This is a genomic window from Endozoicomonas acroporae (assembly GCF_002864045.1).
In the GTDB taxonomy this organism is placed as follows: domain Bacteria; phylum Pseudomonadota; class Gammaproteobacteria; order Pseudomonadales; family Endozoicomonadaceae; genus Endozoicomonas; species Endozoicomonas acroporae.
In genome coordinates, this window is the sequence record NZ_PJPV01000081.1 from 1 (window position 1) to 25,246 (window position 25,246).

Genomic DNA, 25,246 nt, shown 5'->3' on the forward strand with positions numbered 1-25,246 from the left:
GCGCTCGGCGTAAGCGGGATCTTTGCGAAGCTCCCTTTTGCGCTCCCTTTCGCGCTCGGCGTAAGCGGGATCTTTGCGAAGCTCCCTTTGGCGCTCCCTTTTGCGCTCGGCGTAAGCGGGATCTTTGCGAAGCTCCCTTTTGCGCTCGGCAAGTGAAGAACTGCCCTCAACATTAACTTCTGCCTGGGTTGTTTGGTTATCACTTGTAGCTTGGTGCATGTATAACGGATTAACCACAGTAACTGGCCGTAAATCTTGTGAACTATGAGTTCCGGCAGAAACATTATGTAAACCTGAGCTTGTATGATTCGCTGTTGTTTGCTCTCTAATTTCAAGCTCGTCCCATGATATTAGCTGCTGCAAGGGAGTAACTGATGTTAGTAATAATGCATCATTAACTGCTTCATAATCAGGGTGGTAAGGAACAAATTTATCAAGAATTGATTGTGGTATCTCTTGAAGACCTGTTCCAGAAGAGTTTTCTGAATCGAAGTTTGTTAGGGATGTAATATTATATTCATTCAATGAAATAGAATGATTAGCTTCATTTTGATATGTATCTGGTCCGCTATTGTAAGTAGGAGTAGAGTTCAGCACTTGAACTGGTATGCCTTGATAAATAGGCTGCTGTTCGGTGGTACCAAATTGCTGTTCTTGATCTACTAAACCTGATGCGCTGGAACAAAGATAAGAAAAAGAAGCATCGAATGAAGGAAGTTGATTGATTTGATCCATTGAATTATTGAACTATTGAATTACAGATTAAGACCACTGTTTCTTATAAAAGTTCCTCCCATTCACCACTCATTCACCATTTATTTATGTCAACCAAGCATAAGGAATTGTTATGGCTATCAGAATGTTTCTGTCTTGTTATTCAACACAGACAGCCAAACCGACGAGCGCCTCGATGCCAGAGACCGGATCGAGAGCTATGTCGTTCCCGGTATCAAGGCATCATGGGAGCTGGTGGGCAATCAGCTGGAAGGACAGCGAGCCGTTGTCGGCTATCAGCGGGAGGAATGGGCGGTGCCTGAAATTGGCGAGGTCTATAAGCTAATTACGCCAGATGAAAAAATCAGCCAGTTTATCCGTATTACTTCGGTCAGCCATTCCATTGAGACCTTCACCTGTAACAACGGGCAGGAATATGTGGATTTTACCCGGCGAAAGGTGGAAATGGAGATCAGTGCTCCCTTGGTAACGACCTTTGTCGGAGCGCCACCAGTGCCGGGGGAGCCAGAGGAAGAGACCAGTCGCATTCAAGAGACGCAGATAGCCGACACCAGCCGTTACTATGGCATCCAGCCAATGAGCGCCAACATTACCGCAGGCGACCTGACGGTGAAGGCCGAGAGCGTTTATGCGCCTCTGGTGCCGAGCGCCAAGGTAGAAAGCCCGTTGCTGGATCAATACGGCGGTTATACCGGCAAGACGATGGTGGCGACCTCTGGCAGCAACCGATCCATTAGTTGTCGTTTTGTTCATATCAGCGGCAACCAGAGCCGTACCTATCTTCAGCGGGGCGCTTTGCCCGGAACCCTGACCTTGTCGCTAGAGGGCGGCACCTTCGAGGATAACGGCGCAGGCAGTCTGCTCCATAAAAGCGGCACCAATAATTACAGCAAGCTGACCGTGGATTATGACCTGGGGGAGATTAACGTCTGGCGAGCGAGCAGCTATACCACGACCACAACCAATGCCTCCTATCAGCCAGCGGTGGCCATAACCGGGACAGCGATCAGTGGCGCTATCCCGGTATCCCGGTCACAGGCCAAAATCGGGGGTTCAATTACACCCTGAACATGGCCGAGGCCAAGCCAAGGCCGGGAACACTGGTGGTCAGCTATATCGCCCTCGGCAAATGGCAGGATATTCGTGACCCCGGTAATGGGCAGATGACGGGTTCTGGAACCGGCACCATTCTGTTTGCCACCGGCTCGGCGGCGATCACGCTCGATGCGCTGCCCGATCCGGACAGTGCCATTGTATTCAGCTATGTGGCGCAGAATGATGATGAAGTGACCATCCGCACGGGCTCGGTGCCGGTGGTGGATATGACCTTCCGGCATACCGTTGAGAAGCCCGGTATCAAACCCGGCTCTATGACGGGGACGTATGTTTCCTCCGGGGAGAATAAAACCCTGACCGATCAAGCCAACGGCTTGCTAACGGGGGATGGTAGCGATCCATTACGCTCCCGGCGAGTTGAGCTTTAAGCTGGATAACCTGCCCGATAGTGGCACCGAAATACAGCTGACCTATGAAGAAGGCACCAGTGCCGGTGGTGAGGTCATTGTGGCTGTGGATGGTCAGGGCGTTATGAGCGGCACCATTCCGGGAGCTCCCCTGCTGCCAGGTTCTATCCAGCTGCAATTTTTGGTCGAGCAGTTATCCAACGTGCCGAGCGTTTCCAAAAGCGCAGATGACTGGACAACCTATGAAACCACCAGAAACGTAGCAAAGCAGATTGATGATGGTACTGATCCGATTTACGTGATCCCGCAAAGTGTCCGTTACAATTGCGTGGTGGAAACCAGCCTGCCGCTTGATGCTGAATTGATCGGCCTCGATCCGGTGCGTCTGCCTCCCGATGGCAAAGTGCCTATCTATCGAGCCGGGGAGATTGTGGTTATCAGTCATACGGCAACTACCGACGCAGGTACTACAGCGGCAGGTCAGGTGATTAAACTGGCTCGTGACCATCAGGCAGAAATAGTGGTGGAGGATAGTGCCGGGGCTTTGCTGGCCAGCGATCAATACACCGTCGATAGAGAGGCAGGCACCGTTACCTTTGCCGATCCGTTGAGCCTGATTGATGCTAACACTCGACTCTCAAGTTTCTAATGCACGAGTGTTTGATATTCAGGCAAACGATACTTGAGTGAAGCAGTTGGCATCATTCTCCCCAGCTCCCTGCCCGCCATATGCTTGCTGGATATTCTCACTGGCCGGTAGTCTTCCAGAGACTCCGTCAGCTTCTTGAACTGCTCCTGAGGATTTTCTGACTCCACAACTGTCCGGATGATATCCAGCAACGCATCAATTCTGAGCTTCTCGACCAGACAGCCAACGGTAAGCGCAGGCTGCCCGCCCGGGGCTGCTTGTGTTCCAAGCGGGCAGATTGTTCAGGATGAAGGAGCAACATATGGTCACACAGCACGCTCAGGATCACGCCACGCTCAGACCCTTCAATGCCTTGCTGCAAGGCTCTGTTGCACCAGCCCTCATGAAGTTTCCAGTCCTCAAAGAACACCTCGATCTACCACCTCAGCGTGTGAAGCCTGGCAATATCATCATGACGCCAGGAAACATCCGTGGCGGCCAGATAGCGATAGTCGTCCTCTCCCTCGTATTTCAAAGCAATAATAAATCGCTTCTGCCCATGGGCTTTGACCTTGAGACGGGCAGACAATACCGTCACCTTTTGCTCCTTTCCTCCTCGTATGACCAGCGTTTTTTTAACGCCAGGCCCGAGATAACTGTCAAAATAGGTCTTCAGATTAACTTCTTTGTTTTTGTAGATCACCATCTGGTTCCAACGGAGCTGGCTAACCACCTGTGTTCCCGATAAGATTGAGGAAGCTCCATCCATAAAATGGGCATCACCATAGAGAGCATCCGCCAGGATGCCGGTGACGTTTATATCAGGAAAGTGCCGTTGGAAAGCCTGAATCATATCCAGCGCCAGCAGCTGTTTTGTTGGGTACTCACTGTTGGGCTTTGGCTTGGGAGGTCGACCCTTTGGAGGAACTCCCTGTTTTTTCAACAAGTCTCTTTTCTTCCGCCATTCGGTCATCTTCGGGTCAGGCATATAGAACCGGAAGTCAATGGGAATGGTCACCAGCGGGGTTTGTAAAACCAGAAAGACCAGCTCCTGACCGTTGACATAACCACTGGTCTTCTTCTCCCTAATCTTGTGGGTCTTGCCTATCTTTTTGGTTCGTTTGCATCGTGAGCGCCCGGTGTCGTCAATAAGAAGATTTCCCTCTGATAAACCATAGCGGTCAATAATGACGAGAACACTGATGCGTAGCAGTAGATGCCAGACAATTTCGGATCGGTAAAACATCCACCATAAGGCGGCTGATGTGTATTGGCCAAGGCTTCGACGTTCCATGGTTGCCCAACATAGCTTCTGCGTCAGAATCATTGCCGAAATGACAAATGCCAGAAAATAGCGTTGCTTGATAGTCAGTCGCTGAGCTTGCGGATCGCGACGTAAAGCTTGATCGAGATGATCAATAAATTGGGTAGCGCAGGGAAGAATACGTATGAGCATGGTTACATGAATGTTGCCAATACATTACTTTGCAACCAAGCTTGGTACAGCAGGCCTCCTGTTGCCACGATGAAGACTCTGCGCAGCTAAAGTCCGAGTAGCAGCAGTGAGACCTGCTCAAATTTGACCCAATAATCAGACTAAAACTTTAGAGTCGAGTAAAAGGCCTGTTTGCCGATTTTGATACCACCAGCAATCGTTTGGGCAATACCGTTACTGACAAAAACCGTCGTTTAGCAGCGGTGCTCAAAGGTGTGGCTGGTTTGGATTTTGGCGATTTCCACAGCAGCGATATCGACCTGTTCGGCGATGCCTACGAGTTTCTGATTTCCAATTATGCCGCTAATGCGGGTAAATCCGGTGGAGAATTTTTTACCCCTCAGCAGGTGTCGAAACTGATTGCCCAGCTCGCCATGCACGGGCAAACCAGCATCAATAACAACCTGCTGACTGATGAACATATCGCAGAAATTCTGAAGGTATTTGAGAGAGGCTGTTTTAAAACTACTTAAGCCTTCGTAGCATTATGCGAATCATGCATATATAAACGAAGGCTTCTGAACTCCTTGGCAGCTGCTCATAGTCTTTAGATAAACGTCTGGATCCTTCAAACCAGCCAAAGGTTCTCTCCACAACCCTGCGCCTGGCTTGAACGACAAACTTTCCCCGTGGGCGTTTTGTGATTTCAAGTTCCCTTTTGGGTTTGAAGCGATAAAACCACTCTTCAAGGTAACCCCCGGTAGCCACAATCAGCCCAGACTTTCCGGATGTTTTTAAAGTATTTCTTAAGGTGAGCCAGTATGAACTGACCTGCAAAACTATCACTAAATGCGGCTGCGTGTACCCATACCACCAGAATCAGGCCAAGAGTATCAACAGCTATATGACGTTTTCTGCCTTTTATTTTCTTCCCGCCATCATAGCCTCGATCCCCCCTTTTACCGAGGTTTTCACGGATTGGGAGTCAATGCTTGCTGCTGTTGGTTGTGGCTCTTTGCCCGCCTGAATTCGCACCTGGTCACGAAGAGCATCATGCACCTTCTTCCATGTGCCATCTTGTTTCCAGATTCGGAAATAGGTGTAGACAGTACTCCATGGTGGAAAGTCAGAAGGCAGCATTCGCCACTGACAGCCTGTTTTAGTGAGATAGAATATGGCATTCAATATCAGACGATAACTCCAGTCACGTGGTCGCCCATTTTTTGGAGTATCATAGCCAGGGTCAGGGAATAGAGGCTTGAGGATTGCCCACTCGTCATCGGTCAGGTCGGATGGATACATAATTATCCTCCTTAAACTAATCAGATACTGTAGTTATAGACGACGTTGAGTTTTTATCCTGAGTTAATGGTCAGTAACTTTTACAACAGTCTCTAATACGGATGAACTGGCTGACTGTCTCATCTGGCGTTGTCAGCTTATAGACCTCACCAATTTCAGGCACCGCCCATTCCTCCCGCTGATAGCCGACAACGGCTCGCTGCCCTTCCAGCTGATCGCCTACCAGCTCCCACGATGCTTTAATGCCCGGAACCACATAGCTCTCGATCCGGTCTCTGGCATCGAGGCGCTCGTCGGTTTGGCTGTCGGTATTGAACAACAAGACAGAAACATTCTGATCCTTGGGAGGCTCGGTCAGGATCAAATGGCCTCCATGGTAAATGTCATTGTTGTCGGTGCTGATCCCGATAAACGCCTTAGGCAAAGCCACATCACCAATGGTTCGGTCGATCCGGGAAGTGTCCTGAAAGAGATTGTTGACGTTGCCATCCATGACCTCGTTTCCGGTCACCCGACCGCCACCGTCTTCCTCATCTGTGAGGCGCTGACTTTCGAAGAGTTTTACGTCACTATTAGTAATAGCCATAGCAATTCTTTATGCGTGGTTGACATAAATAAATGGTGAATGAGTGGTGAATGGGAGGAACTTTTATAAGAAACCGTGATCTTAATCTGTAATTCAATAGTTCAATAATTCAATGGATCAAATCAATCAACTTCCATCAATCGATGCTTCTTTTTCTTATCTTTGTTCCAGCGCATCAGGTTTAGCAGATCAAGAACAGCAATTTGGTACCACCGAACAGCAGCCTATTTATCAAGGCATACCAGTTCAAGTGCTGAACTCTATTCCTACTTACAATAGCGGACCAGATACATATCAAAATGAAGCTAATCATTCTATTTCATTGAATGAATATAATATTACATCCCTAACAAACTTCGATTCAGAAAACGCTTCTGGAACAGGTATTCCAGAGATACCACAATCCATTCTTGATGAATATGTTCCTTACCAGCCTAATTATGAATCCGTCAAGAATGCATTATTACTAACACCAAGTACTCTCTTTCAGGAGCAAATATCGTGGGACGAGCTTGAAATTAGAGAGCAAACAACAGCGAATCATACAAGCTCAGGTTTACAGTTAACTAATATTCCTGCCGGAATTCATAGTTCACAAGATTTACGGCCAGTTGCTGTCGTTAATCCGTTATGCATGCACCAAGCTACAAGTGATAATCAAACAACCCGGGCAGAAGTTAATGTTGATGGCAGTTCTTCACTTGCCGAGCGCAAAAGAGAACGCCAAAGGGTGCGTGAAAGGGAGCGCCGAAGGGAGCTCTACCAGACAGACCCCGCTTACGCCGAGCGCCAAAGGGAGCGCCAAAGGGAGCGCCAAAGGGGGCGCTACCAGACAGATCCCGCTTACGCCGAGCGCCAAAGGGAGCTCAAAAGGGAGCGCCTAAGGGAGCTTCGCAAAGATCCCGCTTATGCCGCGCGCGAAAGGGAACGCGAAAGGGAGCGCCAAAGGGATCGCTACCAGACAGATCCCGCTTACGCCGAGCGCCAAAGGGAGCGCAAAAGGGAGCGCCAAAGGGATCGCTACCAGACAGATCCCGCTTACGCCGAGCGCCAAAGGGAGCACCAAAGGGATCGCTACCAGACAGATCCCGCTTACGCCGAGCGCCAAAAGGAACGCCAAAGGGAGCTTCGCAAAGATCCCGCTTACGCCGAGGGACAAAAGATCTATATGAATACCTACAAAAGAATCAAAATACAAACCTCCAACAAGGAAGAAGCTAAAGAGCAAGCTGTGATCGCAAGAGAGCGGTATCTTCAGTCAGTCAATTCAGCTAAAAACTCAGGTGATTTACCACTGACCTCTAATTTTACTGAAACGCCCCAGAGTTGCAGTAAAAATTCAGAAGGTACTGCCCCCCCCCGCCTTTCAGTCGTCAAGCTGAAGGAATATTTACAGTCCCGATCGCCCCCTCTCAGCCTTAGTGAACGGTTAGCAATCGAAGGGTAAGAAGGTAATGGTCGCTATCGTCCGGGTAGGCAAACGGCATAAGCTGTTGTGCCTCAATGGGAGCCCCATTAGAACGATCAAATGTTCATGACGATGGTTTGTCACCCTCTGTCATGAAAGCTTTAGCCACAGAGTCACGGAGACACAGAGGAAAAGCGTTTTTCTGTTCTCCGTGTCTCTGTGCCTCCGTGGCAATTTTCTTTCACGGCAAAGATAACGGAAAACTGCCGGTTATCCGGGAGCGTTAATGTCATTGATTTACTAACCGCCTTGGAGTGAAGTGGTTTAATGACTTAGGACTCCTCGTTAAGCACAATAGTGCCATTGATGACGAGGTAGAAAGTGACAAAGCAGCGTAAGAATTATTCTCCGGAATTTAAGCGTAAAGCCATTGCTATGGTAGTTGAACAGGGGCAGGCTGCTACAGAAGTGGCCAGAAGTCTTGGTATCCATGATGGTAACCTAAGACGCTGGGTACGTGAGCAGAATGAAAAAAAGGAAATGTCTTTTCCTGGCAAAGGGCAGCAAGCTCTGACTCCTGATCAACAGCGAATAAATGAGCTGGAAGCTGAAAATCGCCAGTTGAAAATGGAGCAGGAAATCCTAAAAAAGGCGACGGCCTTCTTCGCGAAAGAACTGTTGTAAGGTTTGCATTCATACAACAGGAGAAGGTTGTCTATCCGGTGCAGGTACTCTGCAAAGTGATGCAAGTGGGGCGCAGTGGCTTTTACCGCTGGCAGAAACAACAGACTCAGCAGGAGAACTCCAGGGCTGAACAGTTCCGCCTGGAGGCTGATGCGCAGCAGATTTTTGTCGACTCTGATCGCTCATATGGCAGCCGAAGAATGGCAAAAGCACTGCGAAGCAAGGGTTACAGCATAGGTCGCCATCAGGCAACAACACTGATGAAACGGTTGGGGCTGGTCGTGAAGTATGCAAAAAAATTCAAGGTGACGACGAATAGCAGGCACAAGTTTCCAGTTGCAGAAAATCTCCTGAACAGGGAGTTTGCAGTCACGAAGGCGAATAAGGTCTATACGACAGATATGACTTATTTATGAACTCGCGAGGGATGGTTGTATCTGGCAGTGGTTATGGACCTCTATTCAAGGAAAATCGTGGGCTGGTCAATGAACAGTCGATGACTACAGAACTGCCGTTAGAGGCGTTGAGAATGGCGTGGTGGAGTCGTAAGCCTGGCCTGGGAGTACTCCACCATTCAGATCAAGGGAGTCAGTATGCTTCTCTGGACTATCAGGCTCAGCTCAGAGAGTATGGCATGATCGGCAGTATGAGCCGTAAGGGAAACTGCTGGGATAATGCGGTGACCGAACGTTTCTTTGGAAGTCTGAAAAGGGAAAGGACTGACCATTATATTTTCGAAACAAGAGCAGATGTTGAAGGAGCGGTTGTTGATTACATTTTGTTCTACAACAACCGCAGACTTCATTCCTATCTTGATTGCGTGAGCCCTGTGGACTTTGAGCAACAGGAATTCAGGAAAGCGGCTTAATCAGGTGTCCATTTTTACTTGACCACTACATCTTTTAGAGGCACAGCAAGTTTTACCGTTTGCCTATCCAGAGGACAGTGACCAATACCTTATGACCCTTCGATTACTGACCGTTCAATCAGAGTGAGATAGGTTCGATCGGGACTGAAAATATTCCTTCAGTTTGACAACTGAGAAGCGGGGGGGGCAGTACCTTCTGAATTTTCACGGGAATTCTGGGTCGTTTCAGTTAAATTAGAAGTCAGTGGTAAATCACCTGAGTTTTTAGCTGAATTGACTGACTGAAGATACCGCTCTCTTGCGATCACAGCTTGCTCTTTAGCTTCTTCCTTGTTGGAGGTTTGTATTTTGATTCTTTTGTAGGTATTCATATAGATCTTTTGTCCCTCGGCGTAAGCGGGATCTTTGCGAAGCTCCATTTGGTGCTCCCTTTTACGCTCCCTTTCGCGCTCGGCGTAAGCGCGATCTTTGCGAAGCTCCCTTTGGTGCTCCCTTTTGCGCTTCCTTTCGCGCTCGGCGTAAGCGCGATCTTTGCGAAGCTTCCTTTGGTGCTCCCTTTTGCGCTTCCTTTCGCGCTCGGCGTAAGCGGGATCTGTATGGTAGCGCTCCCTTTGGCGCACCCTTTCGCGCTCCCTTTCGCGCTTGGCGTAAGCGGGATCTTTGCGAAGCTCCCTTTGGCGCTCCCTATGACGCTTGGCGTAAGCGGGGTCTGTCTGGTAGCGACCCCTTTGGCGCACCCTTTCGCGCTCGGCGTAAGCAGGATCTGTCTGGTAGCGCTCCCTTTTGCGCTCCCTATCGCGCTGGACGTAAGCGGGATCTTTGCGAAGCTCCCTTTGGCGCTCCCTTTTGCGCTCGGCGTAAGTGGGATCTGTCTGGTAGCGTTCCCTTTGGCGCTCCCTTTGGCGCTCCCTTTGACGCTCTCTTTTGCGCTCGGCAATTGAAGAACTGCCATCAACATTAACTTCTGCCTGGGTTGTTTGGTTATCACTTGTAGCTTGGTGCATGCATAACGGATTAACGACAGCAACTGGCCGTAAATCTTGTGAACTATGAATTCCGGCAGGAAGATTAGATAACTGTAAACCTGCGCTTGTATGATTCGCTGTTGTTTGCTCTCTAATTTCAAGCTCGTCCCACGATATTAGCTGCTGAAAGGGAGTACCTGGTGTTAGTAATAATGGATTGTAAACGGGTTCATGATCATGCTGGTAAGGAACATATTCATCAAGAATGGATTGTGGTATCTCTTGAATATCTGTTCCAGAAGCGTTTTCTAAATCGAAGTTTATTAGGGATGTAATATTGTATTCATTCAATGAAATAGAATGATTAGCTTCATTTTGATATGTATCTGGTCCGCTATTGTAAATAGGAACAGGGTTCAGCACCTGAACTGGTATGCCTTGGTAAATAGGCTGCTGTTCGGTGGCACCAAATCGCTGTTCTCGATCTACTAAACCTAATGTGCTGGAACAAAGATAAGAAAAATAAGCATCGTATGAAGGAAATTGATTGGTTTGATACATCGAATTATCGAATTGTTGAATTACAGCTTAAGACCACGCCCTCTTATAGAAGTTCCTCTCTTTCACAACTCATTCTTTATTTATGTCAACCAAGCATCAGCAATTCCCGCTGATCATTGATAAATGCCCAATTCAATAGATCTTTCCATAACTCATTCATCCAGGCCAAAAGAAACCATACTGCCCGATCAGCCAGGCTATCAGCAAGTTCAGAACACAGGTTAAACAGGGCTACCAGAAACTACACTATGTGGTATCAACCATCAAGTGTTTTAAGCTGACACTCCTGCCTTCAATAATCGCTGTAAACAGCACAGGTTCCCGGTGAGGAATGGTCTGAGAACGATTGCTTTCATTTTTTGACCAGCATTTTGTCCGATCCCGGCTCTAACTCAGGTTTTGCTGGAAAAAATATCGATTCATTTGAGCAAGCTGCACAGCTCCGTGTCCCTTGGTTTTTAGTAATTAATCGAGTGTACGTCTATCGTCTTCGGGGAGTTTTCAATATTTTCCCGATGCTTCTGCACAATGATGAGAGTAGTAGGGCGCACATGCTGAAGCCTCTTAAGTAGTTAACCAAATGAAATCGTATTTTCTGACTAAGTGGACAGTCACTCTGCGGCGTTACAACTACGGTCACATAGCTACGGCTATGCTCCCTACGTTGTGCCTTGCATAGTAACTGCCCACTTAGCCAGAAATATACGATTCCATTTGGCCAACTACTTAGATGTTGATCTGGCTGAAAATAGTCGTCAGCTTCGACCAGTACTCATCATTGAGCATCAATCGGGGCATTGCAAGTCCGCAGTAGGGCTGGTGTGGTAACCGCAATACTGCGGATTTGCAAACTTATTTCAATACGTGAATGAAACGTCAACAGCCCCAAAGGTGTTGTATAGCTTTCTGAGCTGCCGGTCATATTCGGGCTTAACAACCAGACTGCTGACCAATTGTAAATCCGTCTTTCGGGGTAGCATGGGAGATTTCGTGAAATCACGATTCCAAAGGCGGGTATGATGCGCTGCATGATTCCACTATCTGCGTTACCTCAATGCGGCTGGTTGCCTCCTGCGGCTCGCCGGGTACGGGAGATGCCCCGATAAAGGTGGTCACCAAAGGTGCGCTAATCTGCATTTCCACCTTACGCCGGGTAAAATCGATATACTCCACTCCAGTGAAATAGGTAAAAGTCTTAATGTAATAATCAAAGGCAGTAATACGGATGAACTGGCTGACTGTCTCATCTGGCGTTGTCAGCTTATAGACCTCGCCAATTTCAGGCACTGCCCATTCCTCCTGCTGATAGCCGACAATGAATTGCTGTCCTTCCAGCTGATCGCCCACCAGCTCCCACGATGCTTTAATGCCCGGAACCACATAGCTCTCGATCCGGTCTCAGGCATCGAGGCGCTCGTCAGCTTGGCCATCGGTATTGAATAACAAGACAGAAACAATCTGATCCTTGGGAGGCTCGGTCAGGATCAAATGGCCAACAAGATAAATGTCGTTGTTGTCGGTACTGATCCCGATAAACGCCTTCCGCAAAGCCACATCACCAATGGTTCGGTCGATCCGGGAAATGTCCTGAAAGAGATTGTTGACGTTGCCATCCATGACCTCGTTTCCGGTCACCCGACCGCCTCCGTCTTCCTCATCTGTGAGGCGCTGACTTTCGAAGAGTTTTACGTCACTATTAGTAATAGCCATAGCAATTCTTTATGCTTGGTTGGCATAAATAAAGAATGAGTTGTGAAAGAGAGGAACTTCTATAAGAAGACGTGGTCTTAAGCTGTAATTCAACAATTCAATAATTCGATGCATCAAACCAATCAATTTCCTTCATACGATGCTTATTTTTCTTATCTTTGTTCCAGCAGATTAGGTTTAGTAGATCGAGAACAGCGATTTGGTGCCACCGAACAGCAGCCTATTTATCAAGGCATACCAGTTCAAGTGCTGAACCCTGCTCCTATTTACAATAGCGGACCAGATACATATCAAATTGAAGCTAATCATTCTATTTCATTGAATGAATATAATATTACATCCCTAACAAGCTTCGATTCAGAAAACGCTTCTGGAACAGGTATTCCAGAGATACCACAATCCATTCTTGATGAATATGTTCCTTACCAGCCTAATTATGAATCCGTCAAGAATGCATTACTGCTAACACCAAGTACTCCCTTTCAGGAGCAAATATCGTGGGACGAGCTTGAAATTAGAGAGCAAACAACAGCGAATCATACAAGCTCAGGTTTACAGTTAACTAATATTCCTGCCGGAATTCATAGTTCACAAGATTTACGGCCAGTTGCTGTCGTTAATCCGTTATACATGCACCAAACTACACTTGATAACCAAACAACCCGGGCAGAAGTTAATGTTGATGGCAGTTCTTCACTTGCCGAGCGCAAAAGGGAGCGCGATAGGGAGCGCAAAAGGGAGCGCTACCAGACAGATCCCGCTTACGCCGAGCGCGAAAGAGAGCGCCAAAGGGAGCGCTACCAGACAGATCCCGCTTACGCCGTTCGCCAAAAGGAGCGCAAAAGGGAGCGCCAAAGGGAGCGCTACCAGACAGATCCCGCTTACGCCGAGCGCGAAAGGGAGCGCAAAAGGGAGAGCAAAAGGGAGCTTCGCAAAGATCCTGCTTACGCCCAGCGCGAAAGGGAGCGCAAAAGGGAGCGTTACCAGACAGATCCCGCTTACGCCGAGCGCCAAAGGGAGCGCCAAAGGGAGCGCCAAAGGGAGCACAAAAGTGAGCATCGCAAAGACCCCACTTACGCCGAGGGACAAAAGATCTATATAAAGACCTACAAAAGAATCAAAATACAAACCACCAACAAGGGAGAAGCTAAAGAACAAGCTGTGATCGCAAGAGAGCAGTATCTTCAGTCAGTCAATTCAGCTAAAAACTCAGGTGATTTACCACTGACTTCTAATTTAGCTAAAGCGACCCAGAGTTCCAGTAAAAATTTAGAAGGTGCTGCCCCCCCGCTTTTCAGTCGTCAAGCTGAAGGAATATTTACAATCCCGATCACCCCCTCTCAGCCTTAGTGAACGGTCAGCAATCGAAAAAAGAGATTATTGATGTTTCCATCAATGACCTCGCTGCCTGTAACCCGCCCACAACCGTCTTCCTCATCTGTGAAGCGCTGGCTTTCGAAGAGTTTTACGTCACTATTAGTAATAGCCATTGCAAATTTTTATGCTTGGTTGACATAAATAAAGAATGAGTTGTGAAAGAGAGGAACTTCTAGTAAGAGTGCGTGGTCTTAAGCTGTAATTCAACAATTCAATAATTCGATGTATCATACCAATCAATTTCCTTCATACGACGCTTATTTTTCTTATCTTTGTTCCAGCACATTAGGTTTAGTAGATCGAGAACAGCGATTTGATGCCACCGAACAGCAGCCTATTTATCAAGGCATACCAGTTCAAGTGCTGAACCCTGTTCCTATTTACAATAGCGGACCAGATACATATCAAAATGAAGCTAATCATTCTATTTCATTGAATGAATATAATATTACATCCCTAACAAACTTCGATTCAGAAAACGCTTCTGGAACAGATATTCAAGAGATACCACAATCCATTCTTGATGAATATGTTCCTGACCAGCATCATTATGAACCCGCTCACAATCCATTATTACTAACACCAGGTACTCCCTTTCAGCAGCTAATATCGTGGGACGAGCTTGAAATTAGAGAGCAAACAACAGCGAATCATACAAGCGCAGGTTTACAGTTAACTAATCTTCCTGCCGGAATTCATGGTTCACAAGATTTACGGCCAGTTGCTGCCATTAATCCGTTATGCATGCACCAAGCTACACGTGATAACCAAACAAACCAGGCAAAAGTAAATGTTGATGGCAGTTCTTCACTTGCCGAGCGCAAAAATGAGCGCCAAAGGGAGCGCTACCAGACAGACCCCGCTTACGCCGAGCGCCAAAGGGAGCGCCAAAGGGAGCTTCGCAAAGATCCCGCTTACGTCGAGCGCCAAAGGGAGCGTCGAAGGAAGCGCTACCGGACAGATCCCGCTTACGCCGAGCGCGAAAGGGAGCGCAAAAGGAAGCGCCGCAGGGAGCGCTACCAGACAGATCCCGCTTACGTCGAGCGCGAAAGGGAGCGCCAAAGGGAGCTTCGCAAAGATCCCGCTTACGCCGAGCGCGAAAGAGAGCGCCAAAGAGAGCGCCAAAGGGAGCGCCAAAGGGTGCTTCGCAAAGATCCCGCTTACGCCGAGGGACAAAAGATCTATAAAAAGACCTGCCAAAGAATCCAAATACCGATACAAACCTCCAACAAGGAAGAAGCTAAAGAACAAGCTGTGATCGCAAGAGAGCAGTATCTTCAGTCAGTCAATTCAGTTAAACTCAGGTGATTTACCACTGACTTCTAATTTAACTGAAACGGCCCAGAGTTCCGATAAAAATTTAGAAGGTACTGCTCCCCGCTTTCAGTCGTCAGGCTGAAGGAATATTTACAGTCCCGATCGCCCCCTCTCAGCCTTAGTGAACGGTCAGCAATCGAAGGGTAAGAAGGTATCGAGTTGCATCAGACCGTCCTCATACCTGCATTTTTCAGGGCATCCAGCAGATTGGTTTCATCCCCTGGTGTTACCCCAACATTCACATCGCCCCCCGGATATTCGCGCCGGATAATACGCTGCGGGGTTTGTGAAACGTGCGTGGAGTAGATAAGTCTGCGCTCACCTGGCTCTCTTGAAGGGCTTTGGATTTTTCATTATTAACGTGAATTCGACGTAAAAAAGACAAGGGATACATAAAAGAGAAATTAGTTGCCTGGTGAAAAGAAAAAGGTCTGAATCTGATAACGAAGGTTAGGAAAATATGCAGCCAAAAGAGCTGAGAGCCTTTGCCCGCAAGGCCTCTGGTGCGCTTGCCTTCAGCAGCCCCCTTGTCTCGTTTTTCCTGGCGCTTTCCGTCCTTCATAGTCATCATTTCACCATCAAGAGAGGCAGCTACCGTCAAAGCATTGGCTGGAACCTGAAAGTTGTCTGCCAGAATATACTCAAAAGGTTCAAGATACTGTTCCCACCGTTCACTGAGTTTTGCAGGAAGACGAGCCAAAGTACTGGCCGACGGCTTAATATTTCCAAGCAACTCAAGAAGGCTGGCAACTTCGGATGGTGGCGACTGAGCCACCATCCTCGTCGCTTGCTTTGCCACCCTGGCTAATCAGAACCCTTCAACAATCCCTGCCTGGAGTTCCAGGGGGACTACACATTTGCTTCCTGAGCCGGATCGATACAGGGTTCGCTTTACCCGGACAGGGCCAGCGGCAGATTGGTATGTTTGATGATTTTGAGCCACCCTGCAATAAACGGTGCCCTTGACCTCAATAGAAGGTTCATTGACGTCCGAAGGTCTTAAGAGAGAACCTCCTGCTCTGCATGAGGTTATGCAGTTCCTTTTCGTAATCCTCCCAGTGGAGCCCATGGCATGACTGGCGAAGAAGAGATAACCGATGTTGCAGCGTCTCGATTGCAGGGCAATAATTACTAGCGGGAATGGTCAGTGGCTGACATACTTCCATCGGGGGCAGCCTCTCGCAGATGATTCTTTTGTCACATGAAAATCATAGCTGCGTTTGGTCGCCTTTCTTGTCAGGATATTTTGGCTCCGGGACGTAAATCCTATGCTCCAGGGACCGTAGTTGTGCTCAGTATGAGACTTTCACCCATTAAGTTAGGTTACAGACTGCTGTTTTCAAGGGCTGATGGGTTTTCGGACAAGCACTAAATAAAGAATGAGTTGAAAAAGAGAGGAACTTTTATAAGAAGGCGTGGTCTTAAGCTGTAACTCAGCAATTCAATAATTCAATGTATCAAACCAATCAATTTCCTTCATATGATGCTTCTTTTTATTATCTTTGTTCCAGCGCATTAGGCATAGTAGATCAAGATCAGCAATTTGGTGCCACCGAACAGCAGCCTATATATCAAGGCATACCAGTTCAAGTACTGAACCCTATTCCTACTTACAATAGCGGACCAGATACATATCAAAATGAAGCTGATCACTCTTACTCATTGAATAAATATAATATTACATCCCTAACAAACCTCGATTCAAAAAACGCTTCTGGAACAGGTATTCAAGAGATACCACAATCCATTCTTGATGAATATGTTCCTTACCAGCCTGAGTATAAACCCATTAATAATGCATTATTACTAACACCAAATACTCCCTTTCAGCAGCTAATATCGTGGGACGAGCTTGAAAGAGAGCAAACAACAGCGAATCATACAAACTCAGGTTTACAGTTAACTAATCTTCCTGCCGGAATTCATAGTTCACAAGATTTACGGCCAGTTGCTGTCGTTAATCCGTTATACATGCACCAAGCTACAACTGTTAGCCAAACAACCCAGGCAGAAGTTAATGTTGATGGCAGTTCTTCACTTGTCGAGCGCAAAAGGGAACGCCAAAGGGAGCGCCAAAGGGAGCGCAAAAGGCAGCGCTACCATACAGATCCCGCTTATGCCGAGCGTGAAAAGGAGCGCCAAAGGGAGCTTCGCAAAGATCCCGTTTACACTGAAGGACAAAACATCTATAAAATGATCTACCGAAGAATCAAAAGACAAACATCCAACAAGGAAGAAGCTAAAGAGCTAGCTGTGATCGCAAGAGCGCGTTATCTTCAGTCAGTTAATTCAGATAAAAACTCAGGTGATTTACCACTGACTTCTAATTTAGATGAAACATTCCAGAGTTCCGGTAAAAATTTAGATAGTACTGCTCCCCCGCTTTTCAGTCGTCAAACTGAAGGAGTATTTACAGTCCCGATCGAACCTATCTCACCCTGAGTCAGAGGTGATATTCTTGATCACCTCCTGATCCCCTTTGGCGATAGCCTCGGCCTGATGTGCCTTCAGATCGCCACGGTGGGTTTGATAGCGGCTCAATGTCTGACTGCCTGACCTGCAATTCATCCAGTTCATCTTGGAGGCTGTTGAGGGTATTGCGGGAATTGTTACCCAAGCTCGCCATATTATGCTCAGCCGAGCGAATGGTATTATTGAGCCGGTCTAAATCCTGATTATTCAGAAGACTCATCATATTATTGATATGCGCCCATGCTATCCAAATCATTGTATACAGTCATAAGCTGTATCTTCAGCCCTGAAAACCCCAAAATTTTATCCGGTTGTTTCTGGAGAGATCTGAGCCCTTGTTTCACTGCATTCAAAAAGGCTTCCTTGGTTCGCAGTATCAATCTTTCCAGGTGACCTGACTTAAAATAACTCCAGACATATTCATCGGGATTCAACACTGGCGAATAAGCTGGCAAGATATGGATACCCAACAAACGGGGCTCCTGCTGCCGATATTTGAGCACTTTTCTAGCCTTATGGGCAGAGTGTCCGTTGGCCACAACCAGTATAGGTCGATCATGAGTGCGCACCAGCTGTTTCAGGAAACGAATAAACTGATCCGTATTAAAGCGACCATTGATGGCCATGTAGCGCATGTTGCCTTCACCACTGACAGCAGGAAATCAGGTTGATATCGAACCGCGCCCCTGTCGCTTCTACGACAGGTGTACCCCCTTTTTTCCCCAGGTCGTGCACTGTGGCAGTCAGAGCGGGCGCTGAGGAAAAAAAGCCCATTCTTTATAAGCATCTTGCCAAAAGCCGCCGGGTGTATGGTGATACCAAACTCACTTTTGATGATGGCGGCAACAATATCATCGCGAGTCCACATCGCCTTGTAAAATCCAAAGTCAGTGGGATTTTTGATGAGAAGTATCTCAGCCAGCTCAGCCCTTTGCAGGTCCGACAGTTTGTGAGGTCTGCCACCAAATGGCCTGGTCTTTAATGCCTCAAACCCACCTTCCTTATAACGTTTGATCCAGTCGTATACGCAGGTGTGATCTGTACTGTATTGCGCTGAAATTTCTTTGACAGAAACAACATCCAACCACTTTTGAATAGCCTCTATGCGAATAGATTCGTGAACTGTGTGACTTAGTTTGCGTCCATCAACTCTGCTCATAAACCGCCGCCCCCTGAAAATGGCGACAGTCTAATCAAATTTGATGTGGGGGGTATTGGCACATATCAATAGTAATAGCCATAGCAATTATTTATGCTTAATTGACATAAATAAATGGTGAATGAGTGGCGAAAAGGAGAAACTTTTATAAGAAAGCGTGGTCTTAAACTGTAATTCAATAATTCGATAACTCAATGGATAGACAAACTTCTTCTCAATCAAGTCCAGTCCCTAATGGCCTTTCTAATATTCAAGGCACGCCTTTAGCTGAATCTGGTGCAAAAGGTCAGGCTTTCTCCCGAATGGTTACTGAAGTTGAACAACCTGTAACTAACCATGACATGACTGACCAATCTACAAGTTCTGATATTCAAGGGCATTTAAATTCTGAAAAAAAATGGCTGAAAGATTTCGCTATACAAAATCAAACCAACCATAAAGATTCCCCCGCAATTCCAGTAGCTATACCACTGAAAAATTATCAGGTTGCAGAATATGATCCTGAAAATAATTCTTTTTCGATATACTCCTTAACAAAGGGTATTCAATCAACCTCACAAAACTCGACAGATGTTAATACCAAACTTAATCCACCCATTCAAATTCCTAATCAAGAGGGCATTGGTAATTCCTTTAAATCTACTGCGTCGATTGCGATTATTACCCCACGATTGAAAAGTGACCATCTTCAACAAGATAGATCTCCCTCGATTCAAGCCGAAGAAACTATTGATGAAAATTCTTCACATATTGAATGCCAAAGGGAGCTTCACAAAGATCCCGCTTACGCCGAGCGCAAAAGGGAGCGCCAAAGGGCGCTTCGCAAAGATCCCGCTTACGCCGAGCGCGAAAGGGTGCGCCAAAGGGCGCTTCGCAAAGATCCCGCTTACGCCGAGCGCGAAAGGGTGCGTAAAAGGGAGCGCCAAAGAGAGCGCTATAAGACAGATCCCGCTTACGCCCAGCGCAAAAAGGATCGCCAAAGGGAGCGTCGCAAAGATCCCGCTTACGCTGAGCGCCAGAGGGAGCAGCAAAGGGAGCGCCAAAGGGAGCGTCGCAAAGATCCCGCTTACGCCGAGCGCGAAAGGGTGCGCAAAAGGGAGCGCCAAAGGGAGCTGCGCAAAGATCCCGCTTACGCCGAGCAACAAAGAAAGCGTAAAAGGGAATGCCAAAGGAAGCTTCGCAAAGATCCTGCTTATGCCCAGCGCGAAAGGGAGCGCAAAAGGCAGCGCCAAAGGGAGCTTCGCAAAGATCCTGCTTACGCCCAGCGCGAAAGGGAGCATCAAAGGGAGCGCAAAAAGCAGTATCGTCAGTCAGTCAAGTTAGCTAAAACATCAGGTGATATCCCAGTGACTTCTAATTTTACTGAAACGCCCCAGAGTTCCATTAAAAATTCAGAAGGTACTGCTCCAACTTTTCAGTCGTCAAACTGAAGGAATATTTACAGCCCCGACCGCCCCCTCGCAGCCTTAGTGAACGATCAGCAATCGAAGGGTCAAAAGGCATTGGTCATTGTCCTCTGGATAGGCAAACGGCATAACCTGCTGTGCCTCAACGGGAGCGCCGTTTGACCGATCAAAGATAACGGAAACAAATACTTGCTTTGCCACAGGCACAGTCGCCTGGAGTTTTTTTGCTATACGTTCTTACTGGGTTATTATGAACTTATGCGAATTGTCACTGTCTAATAGACATTAAGGTGAATTAGGTAACGAGGTTGTTCTCCAGATTTTCCAGCCCTTATCATCATTCCAATCAAGTTTCAAATGATTGGAATTTTTAGCCACCTGAATCCTGAAAAATACAATGTAAAAGAATTTAATTGGTGTAATATGGTTAGCTTACAAGGAATAGAAGAACAACAAAGACATTCAACGGCTGTATATAATGCCTCAATAGCTGAGCTACAACCACCTGGTCAATCTTATTATCGTCAGGTGAAAGAGGCTAAAGTTGAGCCAAGGTTGTTTGGTGTAGATTCAAGAACATATTCAGAAGATGCAAAGTTCAAGTTCAATCGGGACTTTAAGAAGATAAAAGCTCAAGAATCAAAAACTTCAGATTTTACTCAACTTCATTATTTTGCGCCAATAATCGGCAGGGCCTGGAACAATCCTGAAATCATAAGATATTTGCTCGAAGCTTACAGTCAATTTGTACATTGTTTCTGTAATGAAACAGAAGCTGAAAATACAATTAGCCGATTAACTGAATTCTTGTTGATAATTGATAAAGAAATGGCTTCTTTTGAAAGAACAGACCCATTTGAAATTTTAAAAAAGTACCCAAAGCCTGAAAATAATGAGTATTTAATAAAGACCTGTGGCTTTTGTGTCAGAAATAGCAGAGACCAGTTTTGTGAAAAAAACATTATATTTTTTCTTGGATTACTTCCTTTGCTAATTGAACTTGAAAATTACATAGACCTACCTGACTCTATATTTCGCTTTCCGGATCATTTTCTCGCAGACTTTTTGCTCTCAATGACTTCTGGCGGTGGAAGAGACTTTTTTTTAAATAAAAAAACAATTGGCAACTACTTAAAAACTTATAATGAGAAAATAGAGCTATTCCATTTCCTCCCTGAAAAAAATCATATAAATTTATCTCCACTTTTTTTAATATTAAATAATTATTATTGGAGCAAACTATACACAAAAGATGCACTGGATACAAAAGCAGTTGAAACTTCTAAAAAAAGTGAGTTATGGTCTTTCTTCTGTAACTCTGCAGCACCACAGCATTTATTCAAAACTCTTTTTGATGGATTTTCAGATCGTGATCATTCTTGTTATGATGAACCTGCATTTAAAACTCAGAATTCTTTATTAAACAATAGTCTTTTAAAAACGGCAGAATTTAACCCCGACCTTGTAAGATTTGGAGAAGAGTTTGAATTCAGCCTTGAAAGTTCACCAGGTAAAAAACTTTCACCAGATCTCCTTATAAAAAAGTGGTCTGAACATATATCTTTCTTAATGTCGTCCATGAATATACCTGAATCAGAATTTTCCATAATCATTAAAAATAGCAACCGGGTTAAAGAGCTTGATTTCACTTTCGGTGACTGGAATTGTAAGTTTTATCCTGATTTTGGTGTCTTTGAGGTGAATTGCAGCCCTTATACAATAGATCAGGTTTTCACCTGCAATGGAGCTACTTATACTGCTTATGAGCTTTTTGATATATTTATTCTTGCCCCTGCAGACCTGTTTTTATTGAAAGGCATATCTGGGCATAAACATATAGATATCCGAAACTCTATCTCAAATAATCCGGAATTGTTATTCAGATTTTTACTTTCGGTAGAAAATGAACGCTTTTTAGTCAAAGCCCTTGACAGAGAGCGTGAGTGTGAAGAATTTTTTCCATATCTGTCTATGTGTAATGGCGCTCCTCAGTGGAAATCGCTCCTGGATCACACCATCCAACTAATCAATAAAGAGCTTGCTGCCGGAAAAACAACGCAACCCACGGGTTTTTATACTTATGCGTACGCCTTTCAACAACTATGGGAATTAAAACATGTATATTGTCCTGCTAAAATCAGACTTGCGCCGCAACATGCAAGCAATAATTCAGAGAAAAGAGTCTGTAAACCAGATGGAACTCTCGAATTACGTTTTTGGCATGGTGCCCGAACAGGTCAGGAAGCAAGAAAAATTAACGAGATAATACTTTCATGGATGAATACACTATCGCAACAACAAAAAAATAAAATTCCATTATTTTTAAAATTGGATGACGTTGAACCTATTGATTTAAATAGAATAGAAATACTCTTTGATAATTTTTGCAAAAACATAGGGTTACAGCCAGAAAAATATCGAGATTTGATACGTTTTACCACTGAATGAGACAGAAACCTTCTGAGACCTATCCAAAGTCGATAGCGATTTATTGATACGTTACCAATTCCCGGTATTTGGTCTAAGCTGGCTAATTCACCAACAGCATGTCACTGAGGAACTAACTAAATGCCCGGTCTTATTGGTAACACCCCATCTATTTCAGATATTTCGCTGTTCAAAGTTGGTGAAAACTGTTACATGACAGCACCCTGCAAGCATGATTGCTCAATCCACTTTGCTGATGGAACCATCTGTAATGTTCAGCTACATGCCCCCTGTATACTTTACTTACACGACAATATCTGGGAGTCGAAAGTACAGAACCCTTGGGACAAAACCCATTTTGCTGAGCAAATGCCATATTTGGCAGAATCAACCAAACAGTGGCACATGGAGAGATTGAAAAATTATGTTCGAATTTAAACTGCCTAATATGAATAACGGTTTTAGCCGTAGTGAATCACCTGGTGGTAATGCACAACTCTGAGCCACAGCGCGCATTGTCGCAAAATTGAGAGTTCTTCAGGCGAAAAAAAAACTGATTAGTTCAGTGTTTTATTCATCAATATGAATATTTATGAATTATCATTGACAGTAATTGAACTCATTTATCTACCAAAATGGTGAACCGTCTAAGTCAACATTAATTTTATGCTGGTATTCGGCATCATCCTTGGTCATGATTTGATGATCTATAAGAATACCGGCAATTTCTTTAGAGTTTTTTTCTTTAAGTAAACCCTTGTCAAATCCAGCTTCATTCATTCTTTCATTTAAAAAATTGTAGTAGGCCTTATCAATTCTCGCATTCCTTAAATTCTTAGCATAATCCTTATTTATACGGGCCTTTACCAGAGCCTGGTTATACAATTTTATCTGTCTGTCACGAATTGTCTTCATAATAAAATCTTTAAGCTTTTTAAGTGAAATAATGAGCATCTTGATAGGATTTTTCGAAGAGACCTTTTTCCCACCAAATTCTCCAGAATCCTCAGCCAGCTGATATTGATTAACATCTTGATTCGCAAAAGTAACTTTTTTTGAATTCGGCGGGATACGATTATCCATAAGATGGCTCCTTATCTTAACTATTTATTATCATTGGTATATCTTTCACTCATTCCGATGCTTGAAACTATATCACACTAGGTACTGTAAATAATTTTAGACTTAAGTTGTAACTGTGTTTGTTTTCGGATAAGCAACCGGTAAATCTGCTGCGCCTCTACGGGAGCACCATTGAAATGATCAAAAGCAGCTGAGAACTGTCGGTTATCCGCGAGCATCAACGCCATGGATTTATTGGCCACCCCAAAAAAAGCAAACAGGTTCATAACCGTTAGTCGCGAAACAAGGATTTCAATTCTTAGCGTCACGTCAGCAAAATACAGCTGGGCATTACTCGGTGCAATATCAAACCGGGATTTAAAGATAGCCAGAATAATTTATCGGGATCTGTTTATCTTGTGGAACTATCCAAGTAGATGGCAGTCCATATTAATAAATCATTAACTGAGGTTATCATCATGATTTGGGGAAACCACACGCCAACTTTTTCCGCTGCTTCTACCAGCAATTCTCAGGACAGTGAATCACCGTTTCACCTGCTTCCTGATCAGGCTTATTGGCCTGGTCAGTCTCAGCAACCAAAAGTATCCATTGAGCAAGCGGCTAAATTGTTACTAGAGGGGTTGAATAATCTGGGTTACGATCAACAAAGCCGAACTCCCGTATTAAAGCGAGTGATTGAAAAACATAATGCTATGGCAGAAACTCCGGCCAATCGCCTGGTGCTTGCTGAACAGGATAACTTTGCCACCAGGTTTCCCAAATTGGATCAGTGGATTGTTAACAAGCTATCCTTTCTATCCCACAAACAGTTGATCGTTTTTGCGTTTGCCAGCCGCCACTTCAATCAATATTCTGAGGCACGCGAGAATAATCAAAGTAGTCTGGAAAAAACCAGAATTGAATTTTTCCGCCACTATTTTTCTCAGGAAGGCTTGACTGCCGGATTAGAAAAGCTTGACCTGTTACGAAGTTGTGAAATTATCCATCAAAATCAGATGTTTCAACTGGATGATGTTGGTACTGACTTACTGGATCATCTGGAACCAATAACGGCAACGGGAGAGTCATTAGACTTAAGTAATTTTAACTTTCCAGTAGCGTTACGAATTGTCGGTGAAAATCCCACCATCTGGAAACGCTTGGCCCTCTCCATGGGTGCCCACGGTGCTCACTTCGATTTGGAATACACAAGAAGAATTGAAGATGAATGCTTGAATGATATAAAAAAAGCAATGCTTACATTTCTGAATGATTTTGCCCTTAGAGGGTATGAGACATCAGTTCTGATTAAACATCTAGAATCAGGTACCGTAGGGCGGCCGGATCTTGCTAATAAACTGACAATGGCCTTACAGAATTCATAACACTGACTTTCGAAGAACTTTACATCATTATTCTAAATAGCAGCAGTATAATTTTATGCCTTGTTATCATAACGAATGGGTTGTTTGTTTAAAGGCGGAACTATTTTAATAAGATGAGGTCAGAGTATTGATTCAATAATTCAATAGCCTCATTATGTTTTTTAATACTAATAATTTGCCCCCAGTTCCTTATTTCACATTCATTGGTCTGGCTCCAGTCTATATTAAGTAGCTAACCATATGGAATCATATATTTCTGACTCCTTGTTCAGGCACTCTGCTTCGTTACAACT

The 25,246-nt window shown here is 45.4% G+C and carries 28 protein-coding genes and 1 pseudogene; 15 read left to right on the top strand and 14 right to left on the bottom strand.

Translation table 11 applies throughout. The annotated features are described in order from the left end of the window. A partial coding sequence (locus CX664_RS25750; RefSeq protein ID WP_146000014.1) for a hypothetical protein occupies positions 1-735 on the bottom strand: 735 nt, incomplete at its 3' end. A gap of 135 nt (positions 736-870) precedes the next feature. On the opposite strand from CX664_RS25750, the gene CX664_RS14210 reads away from it, so the two are divergent. The 3 genes from CX664_RS14210 to CX664_RS14220 are packed head-to-tail and all read left to right on the top strand — an operon-like array spanning position 871 to position 2,847. Next, entirely contained in the window at positions 871-1,803 is a 933-nt protein-coding gene (locus CX664_RS14210; RefSeq protein ID WP_101747371.1) for a hypothetical protein, read from the top strand. Positions 1,804-1,805: 2 nt separating this feature from the next. Beyond that, on the top strand, positions 1,806-2,219 hold the full coding sequence (locus CX664_RS14215; RefSeq protein WP_101747372.1) for a hypothetical protein: 414 nt from the start codon (positions 1,806-1,808) through the stop codon (positions 2,217-2,219). Next, positions 2,179-2,847 carry a hypothetical protein gene (locus tag CX664_RS14220; RefSeq protein ID WP_146000015.1) on the top strand — a complete coding sequence of 223 codons (669 nt, stop codon included), beginning with the start codon at positions 2,179-2,181 and terminating at the stop codon, positions 2,845-2,847. Before CX664_RS14215 ends, CX664_RS14220 begins: the two co-directional genes overlap by 41 nt. On the opposite strand, the gene CX664_RS14225 is transcribed toward CX664_RS14220, so the two are convergent. Both CX664_RS14225 and CX664_RS14230 read right to left on the bottom strand, forming a co-directional pair. After that, positions 2,844-3,038, bottom strand: a complete 195-nt coding sequence (locus CX664_RS14225; protein ID WP_101747374.1) for a hypothetical protein — start codon at positions 3,036-3,038, stop codon at positions 2,844-2,846. The two genes, CX664_RS14220 and CX664_RS14225, sit on opposite strands and share 4 nt — an antisense overlap. Before the next feature lie 224 nt (positions 3,039-3,262). Beyond that, positions 3,263-4,282 carry a transposase gene (locus CX664_RS14230; protein ID WP_101747375.1) on the bottom strand — a complete coding sequence of 340 codons (1,020 nt, stop codon included), beginning with the start codon at positions 4,280-4,282 and terminating at the stop codon, positions 3,263-3,265. Positions 4,283-4,482: 200 nt separating this feature from the next. Here CX664_RS14230 and CX664_RS14235 point away from each other — a divergent pair, with 200 nt between their 5' ends. Then, on the top strand, positions 4,483-4,794 hold the full coding sequence (locus tag CX664_RS14235) for an N-6 DNA methylase (protein WP_206679463.1): 312 nt from the start codon (positions 4,483-4,485) through the stop codon (positions 4,792-4,794). Here the strand turns inward: CX664_RS14235 and CX664_RS14240 are convergent. Both CX664_RS14240 and CX664_RS14245 read right to left on the bottom strand, forming a co-directional pair. Next, positions 4,787-5,566 (bottom strand): annotated as a pseudogene (locus CX664_RS14240) (IS5 family transposase). The gene CX664_RS14235 and the pseudogene CX664_RS14240 sit on opposite strands and share 8 nt — an antisense overlap. Before the next feature lie 67 nt (positions 5,567-5,633). After that, entirely contained in the window at positions 5,634-6,149 is a 516-nt protein-coding gene (locus tag CX664_RS14245; RefSeq protein ID WP_101747376.1) for a hypothetical protein, read from the bottom strand. Between the two features lie 634 nt (positions 6,150-6,783). Between CX664_RS14245 and CX664_RS25755 the strand changes: the two genes are divergently transcribed. The 4 genes from CX664_RS25755 to CX664_RS14265 all read left to right on the top strand — a co-directional run bounded on the left by CX664_RS25755 (position 6,784) and on the right by CX664_RS14265 (position 9,109). Continuing rightward, entirely contained in the window at positions 6,784-7,596 is an 813-nt protein-coding gene (locus CX664_RS25755) for a hypothetical protein (protein ID WP_146000016.1), read from the top strand. Positions 7,597-7,938: 342 nt separating this feature from the next. Then, positions 7,939-8,241: a transposase gene (locus tag CX664_RS14255; RefSeq protein ID WP_101747378.1), complete on the top strand. Its 303-nt coding sequence runs from the start codon at positions 7,939-7,941 to the stop codon at positions 8,239-8,241. Between the two features lie 38 nt (positions 8,242-8,279). Then, the gene (locus tag CX664_RS14260; protein ID WP_146000017.1) at positions 8,280-8,657 is read left to right on the top strand and encodes an IS3 family transposase; all 378 of its coding nucleotides are present in this window, start codon (positions 8,280-8,282) and stop codon (positions 8,655-8,657) included. Further along, positions 8,654-9,109, top strand: a complete 456-nt coding sequence (locus CX664_RS14265; RefSeq protein ID WP_101747380.1) for an IS3 family transposase — start codon at positions 8,654-8,656, stop codon at positions 9,107-9,109. The genes CX664_RS14260 and CX664_RS14265 overlap by 4 nt, the downstream gene beginning before the upstream one ends. Positions 9,110-9,267: 158 nt before the next feature. Here CX664_RS14265 and CX664_RS26440 read toward each other — a convergent pair whose 3' ends face one another. From CX664_RS26440 to CX664_RS14285, 3 genes are all read right to left on the bottom strand, one after another. Beyond that, entirely contained in the window at positions 9,268-10,113 is an 846-nt protein-coding gene (locus CX664_RS26440) for a hypothetical protein (protein WP_180966499.1), read from the bottom strand. A gap of 1,518 nt (positions 10,114-11,631) precedes the next feature. Then, positions 11,632-12,015 (bottom strand): hypothetical protein, encoded by a 384-nt coding sequence (locus CX664_RS14280; RefSeq protein ID WP_101747383.1) that lies wholly within the window; start codon positions 12,013-12,015, stop codon positions 11,632-11,634. 18 nt (positions 12,016-12,033) lie between these two features. Beyond that, positions 12,034-12,345 carry a hypothetical protein gene (locus CX664_RS14285; RefSeq protein ID WP_101747384.1) on the bottom strand — a complete coding sequence of 104 codons (312 nt, stop codon included), beginning with the start codon at positions 12,343-12,345 and terminating at the stop codon, positions 12,034-12,036. Positions 12,346-12,975: 630 nt separating this feature from the next. Between CX664_RS14285 and CX664_RS25765 the strand changes: the two genes are divergently transcribed. Continuing rightward, entirely contained in the window at positions 12,976-13,695 is a 720-nt protein-coding gene (locus CX664_RS25765; RefSeq protein ID WP_146000019.1) for a hypothetical protein, read from the top strand. Here the strand turns inward: CX664_RS25765 and CX664_RS26445 are convergent. Beyond that, positions 13,692-13,835, bottom strand: a complete 144-nt coding sequence (locus CX664_RS26445; protein WP_163372990.1) for a hypothetical protein — start codon at positions 13,833-13,835, stop codon at positions 13,692-13,694. The genes CX664_RS25765 and CX664_RS26445 overlap by 4 nt on opposite strands. A 631-nt stretch (positions 13,836-14,466) precedes the next feature. On the opposite strand from CX664_RS26445, the gene CX664_RS14300 reads away from it, so the two are divergent. Then, complete coding sequence (locus tag CX664_RS14300) at positions 14,467-15,030, top strand: hypothetical protein (RefSeq protein ID WP_146000020.1); 564 nt, start codon at positions 14,467-14,469, stop codon at positions 15,028-15,030. 247 nt (positions 15,031-15,277) lie between these two features. Here CX664_RS14300 and CX664_RS14305 read toward each other — a convergent pair whose 3' ends face one another. Then, a complete protein-coding gene (locus tag CX664_RS14305) occupies positions 15,278-15,838 on the bottom strand; it encodes a hypothetical protein (protein WP_146000021.1) in 561 nt (186 codons plus the stop codon). A gap of 653 nt (positions 15,839-16,491) precedes the next feature. Between CX664_RS14305 and CX664_RS14310 the strand changes: the two genes are divergently transcribed. After that, positions 16,492-17,481, top strand: coding sequence for a hypothetical protein (locus CX664_RS14310; protein WP_101747389.1), 990 nt, complete (start codon positions 16,492-16,494; stop codon positions 17,479-17,481). Between the two features lie 254 nt (positions 17,482-17,735). Here CX664_RS14310 and CX664_RS14320 read toward each other — a convergent pair whose 3' ends face one another. Continuing rightward, positions 17,736-18,137 (bottom strand): transposase, encoded by a 402-nt coding sequence (locus tag CX664_RS14320; RefSeq protein ID WP_180966500.1) that lies wholly within the window; start codon positions 18,135-18,137, stop codon positions 17,736-17,738. After that, on the bottom strand, positions 18,089-18,670 hold the full coding sequence (locus tag CX664_RS14325) for a helix-turn-helix domain-containing protein (RefSeq protein WP_101747392.1): 582 nt from the start codon (positions 18,668-18,670) through the stop codon (positions 18,089-18,091). Before CX664_RS14325 ends, CX664_RS14320 begins: the two co-directional genes overlap by 49 nt. Before the next feature lie 302 nt (positions 18,671-18,972). Between CX664_RS14325 and CX664_RS14330 the strand changes: the two genes are divergently transcribed. The 3 genes from CX664_RS14330 to CX664_RS14340 all read left to right on the top strand — a co-directional run bounded on the left by CX664_RS14330 (position 18,973) and on the right by CX664_RS14340 (position 22,941). Next, a complete protein-coding gene (locus CX664_RS14330) occupies positions 18,973-20,100 on the top strand; it encodes a hypothetical protein (protein WP_101747393.1) in 1,128 nt (375 codons plus the stop codon). Positions 20,101-20,433: 333 nt separating this feature from the next. Continuing rightward, positions 20,434-22,524, top strand: a complete 2,091-nt coding sequence (locus CX664_RS14335; RefSeq protein ID WP_101747394.1) for a hypothetical protein — start codon at positions 20,434-20,436, stop codon at positions 22,522-22,524. Positions 22,525-22,644: 120 nt separating this feature from the next. Beyond that, positions 22,645-22,941: a hypothetical protein gene (locus CX664_RS14340; RefSeq protein ID WP_101747395.1), complete on the top strand. Its 297-nt coding sequence runs from the start codon at positions 22,645-22,647 to the stop codon at positions 22,939-22,941. A 189-nt stretch (positions 22,942-23,130) separates the two neighbouring features. Here the strand turns inward: CX664_RS14340 and CX664_RS14345 are convergent, their stop codons facing one another. Both CX664_RS14345 and CX664_RS14350 read right to left on the bottom strand, forming a co-directional pair. Then, positions 23,131-23,586, bottom strand: a complete 456-nt coding sequence (locus tag CX664_RS14345; RefSeq protein ID WP_101747396.1) for a hypothetical protein — start codon at positions 23,584-23,586, stop codon at positions 23,131-23,133. Between the two features lie 77 nt (positions 23,587-23,663). Then, on the bottom strand, positions 23,664-23,852 hold the full coding sequence (locus CX664_RS14350) for a hypothetical protein (protein ID WP_101747397.1): 189 nt from the start codon (positions 23,850-23,852) through the stop codon (positions 23,664-23,666). A 150-nt stretch (positions 23,853-24,002) separates the two neighbouring features. Here CX664_RS14350 and CX664_RS14355 point away from each other — a divergent pair, with 150 nt between their 5' ends. Further along, positions 24,003-24,953: a hypothetical protein gene (locus tag CX664_RS14355; RefSeq protein ID WP_101747398.1), complete on the top strand. Its 951-nt coding sequence runs from the start codon at positions 24,003-24,005 to the stop codon at positions 24,951-24,953. The last annotated feature ends 293 nt before the right edge of the window (positions 24,954-25,246 follow it).

Excerpts from the sequence above, each read along its gene's own strand:
- CX664_RS14340 (WP_101747395.1), top strand. The coding sequence starts at position 22,645 with ATGCCCGGTCTTATTGGTAACACCCCATCTATTTCAGATATTTCGCTG.
- CX664_RS14220 (WP_146000015.1), top strand. The coding sequence starts at position 2,179 with ATGGTAGCGATCCATTACGCTCCCGGCGAGTTGAGCTTTAAGCTGGAT.
- CX664_RS14330 (WP_101747393.1), top strand. The coding sequence starts at position 18,973 with ATGGTTACTGAAGTTGAACAACCTGTAACTAACCATGACATGACTGAC.
- CX664_RS25765 (WP_146000019.1), top strand. The coding sequence starts at position 12,976 with ATGCACCAAACTACACTTGATAACCAAACAACCCGGGCAGAAGTTAAT.
- CX664_RS14320 (WP_180966500.1), bottom strand. The coding sequence starts at position 18,137 with ATGGCCATCAATGGTCGCTTTAATACGGATCAGTTTATTCGTTTCCTG.
- CX664_RS14345 (WP_101747396.1), bottom strand. The coding sequence starts at position 23,586 with ATGGATAATCGTATCCCGCCGAATTCAAAAAAAGTTACTTTTGCGAAT.
- CX664_RS26440 (WP_180966499.1), bottom strand. The coding sequence starts at position 10,113 with ATGCACCAAGCTACAAGTGATAACCAAACAACCCAGGCAGAAGTTAAT.
- CX664_RS14265 (WP_101747380.1), top strand. The coding sequence starts at position 8,654 with ATGAACTCGCGAGGGATGGTTGTATCTGGCAGTGGTTATGGACCTCTA.
- CX664_RS14335 (WP_101747394.1), top strand. The coding sequence starts at position 20,434 with ATGATTGGAATTTTTAGCCACCTGAATCCTGAAAAATACAATGTAAAA.
- CX664_RS14350 (WP_101747397.1), bottom strand. The coding sequence starts at position 23,852 with ATGAACCTGTTTGCTTTTTTTGGGGTGGCCAATAAATCCATGGCGTTG.
- CX664_RS14285 (WP_101747384.1), bottom strand. The coding sequence starts at position 12,345 with ATGGCTATTACTAATAGTGACGTAAAACTCTTCGAAAGTCAGCGCCTC.
- CX664_RS26445 (WP_163372990.1), bottom strand. The coding sequence starts at position 13,835 with ATGGCTATTACTAATAGTGACGTAAAACTCTTCGAAAGCCAGCGCTTC.
- CX664_RS14245 (WP_101747376.1), bottom strand. The coding sequence starts at position 6,149 with ATGGCTATTACTAATAGTGACGTAAAACTCTTCGAAAGTCAGCGCCTC.
- CX664_RS14355 (WP_101747398.1), top strand. The coding sequence starts at position 24,003 with ATGGCAGTCCATATTAATAAATCATTAACTGAGGTTATCATCATGATT.
- CX664_RS14310 (WP_101747389.1), top strand. The coding sequence starts at position 16,492 with ATGTATCAAACCAATCAATTTCCTTCATATGATGCTTCTTTTTATTAT.
- CX664_RS14215 (WP_101747372.1), top strand. The coding sequence starts at position 1,806 with ATGGCCGAGGCCAAGCCAAGGCCGGGAACACTGGTGGTCAGCTATATC.
- CX664_RS14300 (WP_146000020.1), top strand. The coding sequence starts at position 14,467 with ATGCACCAAGCTACACGTGATAACCAAACAAACCAGGCAAAAGTAAAT.
- CX664_RS14230 (WP_101747375.1), bottom strand. The coding sequence starts at position 4,282 with ATGCTCATACGTATTCTTCCCTGCGCTACCCAATTTATTGATCATCTC.
- CX664_RS25755 (WP_146000016.1), top strand. The coding sequence starts at position 6,784 with ATGCACCAAGCTACAAGTGATAATCAAACAACCCGGGCAGAAGTTAAT.
- CX664_RS14325 (WP_101747392.1), bottom strand. The coding sequence starts at position 18,670 with ATGAGCAGAGTTGATGGACGCAAACTAAGTCACACAGTTCACGAATCT.